Below are 13,156 nucleotides of genomic sequence, written 5' to 3' on the forward strand. Positions count from 1 at the left end.
GCGATCTTGATGGTTCGTCTGGCAGGATCCAGTGGTGCCATACCCCGGTCAGCCGGTGCCAGACCCGCTACCGCAGTTCGTGGGGACTGCCACCGTGAAGCAGACACGGCAGCAGCGCGAGTCGCTGCTGACGTTCGTCGAGCGGGGCTACCTCGAGGGTAGGTCGCTTCGGTTTCTGGCGGCTCAGACTGATCGCAGCCAGACCGCCATTCGTCGTGCTCTACGAGAGCGAGGGGTGGCGCTTCGGCGCAGGGGCGCTCCACTGGTTGAGGAGATCCCCAATCACCAGAACCCTTGAGGACCCTCGCAGTCGGAACTGAAAACCTGCGGGATGCCGGTCGGGTGACGCGTCGGTCGCCGTGTAGAGCGGTATCAGGGACCACCTGGCGCTGACGGCAGTGGGGAACATGATCAACGCTCTGGTCCGACGCGGACGTTTGCCAGCCGTGGGTCAGCTCGTCTTTCCCGTTCTGCGACGGAGCTCTTGGATGTCGGGCGTGGTCGAGGGGAAGCGGAAGCTGTGGGGGAGGTGGGTGGTCCGAGGTCGAGGGGGAGCTCGGCGATCAGGCGGTAGCGCAGGTCCTGGGCGGGAAGGTGTCCTAGCGGGCTGGCGGCCACGAGTCGGTGGCAGATGACGGTGACGTCGTACCCGTCGCGGTCGGCGAGGGTCATGATGGCGGCCAGTGCGGGCCAGTCGCTTTGGGATGGCAGCCGGGGGTCGAGGTGGTGGGCGAGTCCGGCCCATCGGGTGGTCGGGTTGGGGTGGGTTGCCGCGGTGTGGGTGGCCATCCGGTCGCGGATGTGTGGCGTCGCGGCGAGCTGCGCGTTAGCTGCGGACCGCGGGTCGCTGTTCCAGGCGTCGACGGCTGTCGCGAGCTGCCGGGTGGCCTGGTCGGGGGGGATCTGGTACCGGCTGGCGATGGTGGCCGCTGCGCTGCGCCAGGTGGCTGCTGGTCTGGCTGCGGCGACCTGTGTTGCGTGGGTGAGGGCGTCATGGCCGGTGAGGTGGTCGAGTCGTTCCTGGAGGAGCCGCTCGCCCAGGGGTTGCGCGGTGGCCAGGGCCTGGATGAGTGCGTCGGGTCCGTGGCGGGCCAGGAGGTCGGCTGGGTCGGTGCCGTCGGGGAGGGTGGGGGTGAGGGGGTCGAGGCCGTGGGGGGTCAGGAGCCAGAAGTCGCGTTCGGCGGCGAGGTGGCCAGCGTGGTCGGCGTCGGTGGCCACGATCGGGGCGCGTCCGAGGGTGTGGCCGAGGTGGGCGAGCTGCTGGGCTTGTTCTTCGGTCAGTGCGGTGCCCAAGGGGGCGAGTCCGAGGTAGGGGTGGGCGGTACCGGTGCTGGCGAGGGTGACGGCCCAGGCGTCGAGCGGTCCTTCGACAAGCACGGGGGTAGCGCCGTTCCCCGGGTGCCCCTGCTGCCCCTGCTGTCCCGGCTGCTGACTCGAAGGGGGCGGGTTGAGGAGGTCGGGGTGGAGTCCGAAGAGCTGGGCGCCCTTGTGGAACAGGGCGGTGTCGGCGGTGTTGAGGTATTTCGGTCCGGCCCGGTGACCGCCCGCGTGCTGGCTGTGGGCGTCACCGGTGCTGTCGGTGTTGGTGGTGGTGGTGGGGGTGTCTTCGGTGAGGTCGGGGTGGCGTCGGGCGACGAAGCCGAGGATGTGGGTGGGGTTGTGGGGGTGGGTGATGGGCATGGTGACGCGGTCGCGGAAGCGGTCGATGAGGCGGCCGGTGCGAGCGAGGGTGGCGACGCCGGTCTCGGTCATCTCGAGGTCGCTGACGCCGAGGCGCCGTAGGTGGGTGACCAGGGTGGTCCAACCGGGTGGGGCGTAGCCGGGCTGCAGGTAGTGGTGGAGATGGGGGTGCTGGGCGGGGTCTTGGCCCAGGCGGGCGGTGAGGTACCGCTGGGCCCAGCTGCCGGGGTATTGCTGCTGGAAGAAGGCGTGGGTGAGCCGGTTGATCTCGAGCATCCGTTCCGCGGGCACGGGGGCGAAGTCGAGGTCCGCGGCGTGGGTGACCTGCCGCTCGATGAGCGTGTCGCTGGGCTGGAGGGGTCCCATCGTGGCGCGGGTGAGGGCGGCGAGCTGCAGGCGCAGCTCGGGGTCGTCCGGGGTGGGAGGGACCGCATCTGGTGAACCCGCGCCGCGCCGCTGGGCCGAAACCGGGGCAGTGGATTTCCAAGTGCCTGAGTAATCCAGTGAGCCGGGTTCGTTGCGCGGATCCGGTGGTCGTTCCTCGTCGAGGTCCTCGGCAGATGGGGGAGGGGTGGTCATCGTCGACAGGCGCCACACCATGGCTTGGCACGGGTCGACGTCCTCCTCGACCAGGACGGCGACCTCGCCCAGCGCGGCGTCTACCTTGGGGGCTGTGGCCAGGACCTCTGGCAGCGTCCAGCCGCGTTGGAGGGCGTGGTCGGTCGCGGTGATCAGGGCGGGCCACCAGCTGCTGGCCTGGATGAGGTCCGCGCGCTCCGACCCGACGCGGTCGATCAGGGCAGTGAGCCACTGTGCCCCGTGGGGGGTGTCGGGGCGCAGGGTCTGGGGGTGGGTGAGGTGGTGTCGGACGTCGGTGGCGACGGCGGGGGTGAGGTGGCGGCTGAGGCGCCACCACAAGGCGGCGGCGGCGTGGTCGTCCGGGAGGGGACCCTCGGCGAGGGCGGTGGTCAGGAGGCGGTGGGCGGGCAGTCCCGCGCGGGAGACCGCAGCCAGGCGTTCAGCGAGGAGGGGGACGAAGGCATCCGCGGCGTGGTGGTCCCGACCCCCACCGGGGGTGGCCGCTGCGGTCGGGGCGAGGACGTGGCCAAGGAGCTCACCCCATTCCTGCAGGGCCGGGGCGCGGTCGCCGGTGACGGCCCGGTCGAGGTGATGCTGCCACCGGACGGCAGTCTTCTGCAGCTGCGGCGGCCCGGTGGGTCGCCCGTCCTCCGGGTCCACCTGCATCGCGGCCCGCCAGACAGCGACATCGCCAAGGACCGCGGGCGCGGGCCGGCTAGATCCCTGCCGAGCCCAGACAGGAAGGGCGACTGACGTCGCACTCAACGCTGTTCCTCCCGTGGAGGGTGGTTGCTCGGTGGCGGCCGAGCGGACCTGGGTGGCCAGGTCCGCGACCCGGGCGTGCCTGCCCTGCAGGTAGTCGCCCCAGACGGGATGGTCGGCCAGGGCTGCGGGGATAGCAGGAAGCCAGGGCAGGGGTCCGGTCCCGGCGTTCCGCATCGCGTCGTCGTCGAGGCGCCAGTCGAGGACAGCTGCGCGGTCCTCGGCCGTGTCGAGCTCGCGCCCGTGCACGGCGGTGGCCAGGACGGTGCTGGGGTCGGCTCCATGGGCGGCGATCAGGACGAGGTGGGCGTGCAGGGTGGGCCAGGCGGGTTCGTCGGTCAGCCCGGGCAACAGGGTGTCGGCGGTGCGGGTGAGGTGGGTGTCGGCGGCGGGACCAAGGAGTTGTTCGGCGGCGACATGCAGGGCGTCGGTGTAGCGGGCGGTGGCGTGCCCGAGCGCGGTGGCGGCGTCGGCCAGGTGCCGTGCGGTGGTGGTGGCGGACTGGGGGGAGTCATCGCGGGCGAGGATGCGGTGCAGCAGGTCGGTGGCGGTCGCGGGGGACAGGGTGTCGGGGTGGATCGCCGTGTGGGGGTCGCCGTCGCCGACGACCTGCAGGTAGACGTGATTCGTCAAGCGGCCGCGGGTGAGCATCGTGTACAGCTGCTGGCGTGACTCGGTCCCGGTCGCGAGGCCGTGGACGGTGTCGACCGAGACCCCCTGCGCGCCATGGACCGTGGTCGCGTACCCGAGCTCGACAAAGGCGAGGACGTACTCGGCCGGCAGGTGGATGATGCGGCCGTGTCGGGCGTGCTGCACCAATAGGCCGACCCCTCTGGCATGCGAGTCCGTGCCTGGGTCGCTGTCGCCTCGTCCGGGGTCATGGTCGGCGTCTTGCGCGCCCTCATGGATCTCGAGGACGGTCCACCGGTCGCCGTTCTTGACCCAGTCGGAGCCGCTGACCCGCAGTCGTCGGTCGTTGGTGCGGGTGATGATCAGGTCACCCGCTGAGGCGTGATTCCCGTCGGCGAGGAGCACACTCCGCCCGCATGCTGCGAAAGGTGCTGGTGCTTCTTGGTGATTGGGTTCCTGGGGTCCTGGGGGGTGTTCGGTCTGTAGGCGGTGGGTGCGGGCGCGGTGGTTGAGCTGGGCGACGAGGTCGCGGGTGGGGGCCAGCATGATCGCGTCGAGGGCCTGGTCGCGGTCGGTCTGCCAGGCGGTGAACACGTCGTGGGTGAGGGTGGCGAGGTCGCCGACGTGGACCCGGCCGTGGTCGAGGTAGAACCCGAGCGCCTCCGGCAGCCCGTCGCGCAGAGCCAGGGTCGCGGCGCCTTCGGCGGGGTCGGCGAACCGCAGAAGCTCACTCAGGCGCAGCGCCCCGTACGTGGTGTCGAGGTCGCGCAGGACCCCGCCGGCGCCGATCGCGGCGAGCTGCTGGTCATCACCGATGAGCCGGACGCTGGCCCCACGCGCGAGGGCGAACTCGATGGCGGTGTCCAGGGAGATTGTGTCGGCCATCCCGGCCTCGTCGATCACGACGAGGGTGTGGGGTCCGATGTCGTGGGCCCAGGGGGGGAGGTCGCCCAGGTGGGGGTGCTCGATGGTCCACGTGAGCTTGGCGAGGGTGTCCGTGCGTAGCGACGAGCCCGCCGAGCCCGCTGAGCCAAGGTGGTCGTGACTGTGGTCGTAGTCGTAGTCGTGGTCGTGGTCGGTGGGGTGGATTTGCTCGCGGAGGGCGGCTGCGGCGGCGGCCGAGGGGGCGAGGCCGACGAGGGTGCCGCCGCCGTTCTCCCAGGCGGAGGCGAGGGCGCGCATGGCGGTGGTCTTGCCCGTTCCGGCGGGCGCGATCGCGAGCTGGAGCCGGTGTCCGGAGGTCGCCATGGACCGGACCAGAGCGGCCTGTCCGGCGTTGAGGGGGACCCCGTTCGCGGTCATCTCCAGCAGGGCGAGGTCGACCGCCTCGTCCGGGACGGCGTGCCCGTCGAGGCGGGTACCGGCGGCGACGATCCGCTGTTCCGCGGCCAGCACCCGCGCGGAGGTGTAGAGGTCGGCGCCGTGGACGGTGTAGACGCTGGACCCGTCCTGGCGGCGCAGCAGTGGGGGTTCGGTGATGCCGTCACCGTCCGGAGACAGCCGTACGGACCGGTGCTCGAGGACCTCAGCGACGAGCTGGTCGACGACGTGTTCAGGGGCCCCGGGACCGCCCGCTGTCGGGGTCGGCAGGTGCGTCTGTGGGTGTGATCGGAGCTGCCGGAGGGCTTCGGCGCGGACGTGCCAGACCTGCCAGGTGCTGCGTCGTGCCTCGAGCGTGGCCAGGATCGTCGCGGCCGTCTCCTGCATCCAGGTGGCGTGCGTACTGGTGACCAGTGACCCAGGGCCTTGCCCCTGTGCGGCGCTATTCGTGACCATTGTGTGGAGGGCGGTGCGGACCATGGCGGTGACGGCGTGGTCTGCGCCGAGGACGTCGGCGGCTTGGGTGCGCCAGGCGTGGCGTTGCTCGGCCAGGGTTCGGGGGGCCTTCTTGGCGTCGCGGGTCTCGAGGGTTGCTTGCTGGGCCAGCTGGATCGACTCGACCGGTGTGGGGGGCCGACCGTGGGTCGCCTGGAACGCCTTGGTCAGCTGGCTGCGGCGGGTCTCGATACTCGCCCGGCGTTGCGACCAGCGCTCGTTCAGGCGCGGGTCAACCCCGACGATCTCCCGGACAGCACGCTTCCCCGTCAACGAGTCACCGGCTGTGCCAGCGGTGACGGGGGCCGATCCCGGTCCCGATACTCGCTCCTCGAAACGCAGCCCGAGGTCGGCGGTGAGGTGCCGTTCGAGGGCGGTGTTGTAGGTCTCGGACGCGGCGACGTTGGCCTTGAACAGGACCCGGCCGTCGATGCTCAACCACTTCCCGTCGAGGGTTTGGACCTTGTTGGCGACGGCGACGTGGGTGTGCAGGTCGGGGTCGCCGGCGCGGGAGTCGCGGTGGGTGAACGCGGTCGCGACGAGCCCGTGGACGTTCACCTGCCGCACCCCGTGGGTGCCGGTCCGGGTGAACAGGGCGTGCTGCTCGAGGAAGGTCAGCGCGTCACGGACGGCGGCCTGGTGGGCGCGTTCGATCCGGGCGGCGGTGGCCGGGTCCGCGACCGCCCACAAGGTGCTGACGGACTTGACGGGGGAGAAGGTCAGGTCGTACCCGGCCACCGCCGTGGTCCGCGGACGGGAGTGCTTCGCGATCGTCGCGGCGATCTCGCGGGCATCCTCGGGGTCGCGGCCGTGCTCGGCGCGGAAGAACTCGACCGCGACCTGGGTCCGGATCCGGGCCCGGACCTCGGCCGGAACCGACCCCTGGTCAACCGGATTCCCCTCACCGCCTTGGGTGGTGAGGGTGGCGATGCGTTGGGCGACCTCGAGTCGGAACGTGGTGACGTCGGGGGAGTAGACCTTGAACGGTAGCCCGAGCCGGGTCACTGCCTGGTAGTTGTGGTCGCTCAGGTCGGGCCCCTGCAGCAGGTCCCGGCGCTGGGTCGCGAGGGGGTGGTGACCGGAGCCGAATAGGGCCTGCATCTGATCGGCGGTGACCGGGTCCCCGGCGCTCAGACCGTCGATGCCGGTCATGCCGGAGCCGACCCACTGCCCGGGGGTCTCGCCCGTGGCGGTGTAGTAGCTGGCCAGGCCGGTGTGGCCCTTGTCGGTCGCGTCCTGGGCCGCGACCTGCCGGGTCAGGTAGTCGTACCCGCTCCCCGCGGTCAGCTTGTGCATGGACATCGTCACACCCCCAAATGCCTCCGACCTGCCGTCGGGAGGACACGGGTTCGGCAGCGATTGGCGGCGGTCTCACCGGGAGTGCATGAGGTGTGTGGGCCATGGGTTTCGGCATTTCAGGGGGGTACGACGCGATCGGACGGGCGTCGGCGTCGGGGTAGGGGTCGGCGTCGAGCTCAGGGGGCGGTGGCTGGGCAGGGTCAAGGTGTCCACTGGGGCGGGTGCTGGTGGCATCTGTGGGTGTGAGGGATCCGACGAGTGACGAACAGCGACAGGAGCGGTGACGTCGATGGGTGAGCTGCAGGCGGGTTCGGGAGACAAGCCGGCGGATACGCAGGGCGTCCGGCAGTCGGCGCGTCGGGTGGCGCTGGACGCGCAGGACAAGGTGAAGAAGCGCCGCCTCGAGCGGGACAAACGGTTGAGCGCGTGGGGGATCGAGGTGGCCGTCGCGTTGGGTGAGCGAGACGCGGCCGTCGCCCGGTGTGAGCGCAGGGCCGGCGCCGCCTTACGGGCCATGACCGACGACGAGGGTCTCGAGCTCGCGCAAGCCATCCTGTGGTGCGGCGAGGGCCTCACCCGGCGGGACGCGAGCCGGCTGCGGGCCGCCCACACGGACACCGCAAGCGGGGCCGCCGCGGCACGTGAGGCCCGGTCGCCTTCGGTCGACACCGGAAGTCCCGACTGAGCAGGGGACGGCAGCGCGACGCGATCGTGGCTGCCGGGTCCCTGTCGGTGGACTCGGCCGGGTCCCCGCGAGCAGGTGGCCCCCGGGGACTCCAAGGCGAATGTCGGGCCGTCGAGGATCGGGTCGGTGTCGTCGGTGGGGTTGACACTGGTGGCCATCGGCGATGGCGGTGCCATCGAAGCAGTCGAAGCAGTCGAAGCAGTCGAAGCCCAGTCGACTGTGCCGGTTCCGCAGGTACCCGTGGTGAGGGAGGCAGAGATGGCGACGGTGAGCAGGATGACGACAGTGGTGAGGAAGACGGCCGCGTACGGCCCAGCCGTCGTGGGCAGCACCATGCTCGTGCTCGTGTTCGGTGGGGTGCTGCCCGCAGCCCTGGCAGGTGGGGTCCTGGTCGGTGGCTTGGGCGTGGCGGCAGTGCTGCTGGCGGGCGGTGGGGAGTCCATCGCGGTCCGTCTGCTCTGGCGGGCCAGGACTCCCACCGCGGTGGAGCTGGCGACGCTCGCGCCGGCACTGGCGATGCTGCCTGGGCGGGGTGGTCGTGCCGGACCGTGGCGCCTACTCGTCAGCGCCGGAGGTACACCGGCGGTCCACGGGGTGGGTCGAGGAACGCTGGTGGTGTCCGCGGGGCTACCAGCGGCCCTGCGGGAACGACGACTTCGCCGTGATGACGGGGTCGCCCTGCTCGGGCGGGGTGCACGGGTCGTCCTCAGTGGCGCGGTGCGCAGCGACCCGGCGATTGCCCTCTGGACCTTGCCGGCTCAGCTCATCTGCGGGGCGGGCACCGGGATCGGCAGAGTCGTCGCGCGGATGCCGCTGGTGAGGACGATCTGGGCGGGTCGTGCCGTCGTCGCGACAATCGCCGCGGTCCAAGCGGCCGCGTCAGCCCAATGGATCGTGGCGGGCGTCCTCGCCGGGGTCACCGCCGTGTCCTACCTCGGCCCGACGTGGGCCCGCGCCTGGGCCCGCGAGGTCCGCAATATCGGGGACGCACCACCACCCCAGGCCGGCTTCAGTGCAGGGCAGCTCGCGCCTTTCAACGACGATCGACGTCCGCCTGGCGCGACGGCAACGGTGGCAGGCTCACGTGGCCCGCTGCGCCCCGACCCGGGTGTCGAGGGAGGTCGAACGCGCGGCTGAGTACGTTACGCGAGCAGCGACCCGGTTCTCTCACTTGCCGATCCACGCACGGACGGTCATGCGGGTGACTCCCGCGAGGCGGGCCACTTCTGCCTCGGGGACGCCCGCGGTGACGGCGTCGACGACGGCCTGACGCAGCTGCTGACGGGCGCGGTCACGGGTGGCGTCCGCGCGTTCGCTGGCCCGGCGTGCCTTCGCCAACGCGGTCAGCTGGGCCGCCGGGGCGTCGCGCACTCGAGACTCCTGACAGTCGTGGTGTCTATGACTGTACAGAGGGGCGGGGGGGTGGCACCTGGGGCCCGGGACCGAGGGGGGACGAGTGGGTCGTCTGAGTGGGTCTGCTGGGTGGGTCGGCACCTCCTGGAGCCTGTCCCGCCGACCACGTAGGTGGGTGGCGTCAGGTCAGGCGCTGGTGGGGGAGCCGCCCGGCGGCGCGCTCGAGGTCGACGATCCTCCCCAGGGGGTAGGTCGGCCGGCCGTAGGCCGCTCCAGGGCAACCTGGTCGTGGCCCTGGCGGCGTCGATCAGGATCTCCGCGGGTCCGACGGTGTCGTCGAGCTCGTCTACGCTCAGGTCGGTCTCGTGGAGGTCGACACGGATCTCGGCCGGGACGCCGGGGAAGAGCTCGGCTGCGGTGGCCAGCAGGGTCGCCTGCAGGGCCCGCCCGTAGTCGCCGGGTCGATGTCGTAGCGCAGGTCGTCGGTTCGTGCCTCCAGGTCCAGGAGCCGGTCGTACTCCCGCTCGTGCCGAGGAGAGCGGGGGACGACCATGACGTCGCCGGGGCGCGCGTACTCGGAGGCCGGCTCCTCGTACGGTGGGGCGTCCACGTCCAGCGGTCGCTAGTGCCGGTCGTCCTACAGCTGGTAGCGCCAGACCTGCTGATGCTGTTGCTCGCGCAGCAGCCGCTGCGACTCGTCGTACACGGCGTCGTAGCCGAGGTCGGCGAGGATCTCGGCCGGGCGCAGCACGACCAGGAGAGGCTCCGTCCGGTGACGCAGCAGCGTGACCGGGTCGTCCCCGACCGCGCCCTGCAGCAGCCCGCGCAGGCTCTCCGCCTCCCAGGACCCGGGCCGGCCCCGCAGGGCCCGTGACACCCCGCCGAGGTTGGCCACCGCGCCGGTCAGGGCGAGCGTCACGAACTCCGCCCAGTCGATCGGCTCGGTGCTGACCTCGTCCGGCCTGGACTGCTCGCGACCGTCCGGGTCTGGGGCGGGCAGCTGAAGCCGTGCCGCCTCGGTCAGCGCCGAGATGGTCGCCGCCAAGAGCTCATCCCACGTGCGGTGGGCGGCGGGGGCAGAGGGCGGTTCGACGAAGGGCTGCCCGTCTCGTGGGTGTGAGTGGAGGGCCGTCTCGGGAAGTTGCCTCTCCTGTGGGCTCATCGGCTCAGACCCTCCGGATCCAGCACGGCCCGCAGGTCGTCTGCGGCCGCCGTCATGAGGTCGAGATCCACGACCTCGGCGCAGCGGTTGCACAGGTCGACCCCCGTCGGGGCGCTGACCCACACACACCCCCCCGGGCAGGCCCGGTCCTGCGTGCATCCGCACAGCCGACACGTCCGCCAGCGAGCCCGGCCACCGGCCCGCACCCGCAGGATCTCGTCCGCTACGGCCACCGCAGCGTCCTCCAGTTGCACGGCGGCGCGGCAGTGGTGAGTGCGGCGCAGGACCCGAGCGGAGGCGAGCAGCGCGACCCGCTGATGCTCCAACGCGGCCACCCCTCGACCACCGGCTGCCTCACACGTCGTTGGTGTTTCCATCATCCCTCGTCTCCACCCGTCCGAATGTATATCACTATACAGTACGTCGAAGGCGATGTGTATAGCGGCATACATCCGGACGGCGTTCTCGTGTCGGATCGTTCACCGACGAATGACTCCGCCCGGCCGTGGGTGGACAAGAAGGGGGCCGCGGATTGTCCACCGGGGCCGCAACGCGCGGCATTCGTCGGTGACGGCAGGAAGCGCAAACCGGTGAGGAGGTCAGGGTGTCGAATCGCAAGGCGTGGGAGGTCGGGTACGTGCGAGACCGGGCCCGAGGTCGCCGACGGTACGTGCCCGCCGACGAGACGCGGACCAGGTTGCGCGATCTCACGCAGGCCGGTGTCCCCCGGGCAGCGGTCGCGGCGGCGACGGGCCTCAGCGACACGGCCGTCGCCCACATCCTCGACGGCCGGCACCGGCAGGTCCAGCACCGCACCGCGGAGCGCGTGGCCGCGGTGACGCTCACGCAGGTCTATGACCAAGCTGCCGGCCACGTCCCCACCGTGGGCGCGGTCCGCCGGGTCGAAGCCCTGATGGCCCTGGGCTGGCGCAAGTGCGACCTCTTGGCCGAGGGAGTCCCACCGGCGCAGCTGGTGACCCGCCCACGGCACCGGATCAGCGCGAGCGCGTGGCGGCGGGTCCGGGTGGTCTACGACCGGCTCAGCATGACCCCCGGCCCCTCACCGACCGCCCGGGCCCGCGCGGCCGCCCGCGGGTACGCCCCACCCCTGGCCTGGGACGACGACACCATCGACGACCCGCAGGCCCGGCCCGACCGCGGTGACCACACCACGCAACCGTGCGACCCCGGGGACGTGGACCAGGTCGCTGTCGACCGGGTCGTGACCGCGGGGGCCTCGGCAGTGACATCCGCCGGCTGCGATACCCGGATCCGACTAACTCCAGACGAGGTCCTGGCCGTGACCTGGACGCTGACGGGGCGGGGTGAGTCGGACCGAGAGGTCGCGACCGCCCTGGGGGTGTCGACGCGCACCGTGCTGCGGATGCGTCAACAGCACGGGATTCCCACCGCGCACCCCGCAGGCGTCCGCCGGTCAGATCCCCGTGACCTCATCAGGGAGTCGGCGAGTCTCGAGGCGACGGTGTCACGCATCGCCCCGGGTGGCGACGCCCCTGGCGTCGGGGCCAACCCCCGCGGGTCGGATCGACTGCACAGGTCGATGCGCCTGGCACGAGCGGCCGTCGCCCTCGACGCTCGAGCAACGGCCGCCCCCGGACGTGTCCGATGACGTGTCCGAGGAGGCGCTCCGTCACCAGCACCACCCCAGGCAGGTACTGGAGACCACCCCAGCATCGCAGCCTGAGGCGGGCGACCGTGGCGCCGCAGCCGAAGGTGCCCACCCGTCGGGAAGTAGCCGTCGCAGTCCGACGAGGCCGCAACGAGAGATGGATCAGGCCCGTCCCCACCCGGTGCGCCGGGTTGGCATTGTCCCCAGCCGCCCACTGCGGGGCTGTCGGCGGACGACGCGTTCCTGCTCGATGGAACGCGTCACCACAAACGGCCCGACACCCATAGGAGAGGCGACATGACCAGCACCAACTCGTCGAACCACGACCACCCGACGGCGCGCATGGCCCGCCACCTCGCGCAGAGTCCCCCAACGACGCCCAGACCCCTAGGCGCGGCGTTGCTGCAGGTCGCTCGGGACCTCGCCGAGGCCGCGGACGAGGCGTGGACCCACGCGGCGTCCCCCTGCGTGACCACCGCCCGCCGGGGCCCGGGAACAGGGGGAGGCCGCGACGCCGAAGGGATGACAGGGGGACTGGTGGCGCTGGACCGCGCGCTAGCCCTCCAGCTGGCGGCCGCCCAGGCCATCAGCCTGGTCCCCCCGGGCGACCTCGACACGCTCGACGCGATCCCGCTCAGTCCACGGGGCGTCGAGACGGCGGCTGCGGACCCGCTGCGCGCACCACGTCTCGAGGTGCGAGGTGAGCGGCGCCCGGCTGCAGCGATCGACGGACGCGCCACCTTCTCATCAGATGACGCGAACCCCCGTGACAGCGCCGAGCGTGGCGTCCCCGTCGAGCTCGTGCGCAGCTGCGAGCAGCTCATGCGACAGGCTCCACGCGGCGACCTGCCGATCGGGATGTCGCCCCTGCTCATGGCGGTGTACGAGCTACTCCGCGACTATGCCGCCCTGCCGAAAGGCGTCGCTACGCGCCCCAACCAGGGTGTGCAGGCGGCGGGGGAGTGGTCATCCGGTCAGGCTCGGGTGACCAGTGCGGGTGGCGCTCCTGCGGCGGCCACCGCGAGGCCTCCGACGGCTGGTCTGGACGGCCCGGGCGATGCTGGAGACATCGACCCACGCCAGGCTGGCTCTCACGTCCCGTCTGACCACCGCGCGGGGAACGCATAATGGGCCGGCTCGCCTCCTCGGCTCAGCGCGCAACTTCGCATAGCCATGGCGGTAGCGCTGCCGATCACGGAACACCCGACAGGGACCCACGACGCGAGCCTGCACTGGCGGATCATCGAAGTGTCGGCGAACTGCTCGTCGAGGCGGACCACACCGTCCGGGACCTCCTCATCGACGTCAAAGAGGACGACGCGGCTGCCCTGCTGCGCAGCTGGAACTCCGTCGTGTCCGCGGCCACCCACCTCTGGCAGGCCCTCCCGCCCACCACCGGACCCTCCACCGTCACCGGCGACACCGTCCCCAGCACCGCCGACCTGACCATGGCCCGCCTGCACGCCATCAGCCACACCGTGTGCGGCACGTCGCCCAGCAGGGAAAGCCCAGACGACCTGGCTGCGGGTGGTAGGAAGGCTCGCTCCACGGGGTCCGCGCC

Annotated in this window: 8 protein-coding genes; 4 read left to right on the forward strand and 4 right to left on the reverse strand. The window is 71.7% G+C overall.

Annotated elements, in window-relative coordinates:
* Nucleotides 1-411: 411 nt before the first annotated feature.
* Nucleotides 412-6,768, reverse strand: a complete 6,357-nt coding sequence (gene mobF / locus V3N99_21615; GenBank protein ID MEO3939318.1) for a MobF family relaxase — start codon at nt 6,766-6,768, stop codon at nt 412-414.
* 286 nt (nt 6,769-7,054) lie between these two features.
* Between mobF and V3N99_21620 the strand changes: the two genes are divergently transcribed.
* Both V3N99_21620 and V3N99_21625 read left to right on the forward strand, forming a co-directional pair.
* Nucleotides 7,055-7,450, forward strand: coding sequence for a hypothetical protein (locus V3N99_21620; GenBank protein MEO3939319.1), 396 nt, complete (start codon nt 7,055-7,057; stop codon nt 7,448-7,450).
* A gap of 276 nt (nt 7,451-7,726) precedes the next feature.
* A complete protein-coding gene (locus tag V3N99_21625; GenBank protein ID MEO3939320.1) occupies nt 7,727-8,587 on the forward strand; it encodes a hypothetical protein in 861 nt (286 codons plus the stop codon).
* A gap of 30 nt (nt 8,588-8,617) precedes the next feature.
* Here V3N99_21625 and V3N99_21630 read toward each other — a convergent pair whose 3' ends face one another.
* The 3 genes from V3N99_21630 to V3N99_21640 form a co-directional block, all read right to left on the reverse strand.
* Entirely contained in the window at nt 8,618-8,821 is a 204-nt protein-coding gene (locus V3N99_21630; GenBank protein MEO3939321.1) for a helix-turn-helix domain-containing protein, read from the reverse strand.
* A gap of 619 nt (nt 8,822-9,440) precedes the next feature.
* Entirely contained in the window at nt 9,441-9,848 is a 408-nt protein-coding gene (locus V3N99_21635) for a hypothetical protein (protein ID MEO3939322.1), read from the reverse strand.
* Between the two features lie 113 nt (nt 9,849-9,961).
* The gene (locus V3N99_21640) at nt 9,962-10,291 is read right to left on the reverse strand and encodes a hypothetical protein (GenBank protein ID MEO3939323.1); all 330 of its coding nucleotides are present in this window, start codon (nt 10,289-10,291) and stop codon (nt 9,962-9,964) included.
* A 278-nt stretch (nt 10,292-10,569) separates the two neighbouring features.
* On the opposite strand from V3N99_21640, the gene V3N99_21645 reads away from it, so the two are divergent.
* Entirely contained in the window at nt 10,570-11,595 is a 1,026-nt protein-coding gene (locus V3N99_21645) for a helix-turn-helix domain-containing protein (GenBank protein MEO3939324.1), read from the forward strand.
* Between the two features lie 297 nt (nt 11,596-11,892).
* Nucleotides 11,893-12,723 carry a hypothetical protein gene (locus tag V3N99_21650; protein ID MEO3939325.1) on the forward strand — a complete coding sequence of 277 codons (831 nt, stop codon included), beginning with the start codon at nt 11,893-11,895 and terminating at the stop codon, nt 12,721-12,723.
* The last annotated feature ends 433 nt before the right edge of the window (nt 12,724-13,156 follow it).

Source organism: Dermatophilaceae bacterium Soc4.6 (assembly GCA_039889245.1).
In the GTDB taxonomy this organism is placed as follows: domain Bacteria; phylum Actinomycetota; class Actinomycetes; order Actinomycetales; family Dermatophilaceae; genus Lapillicoccus.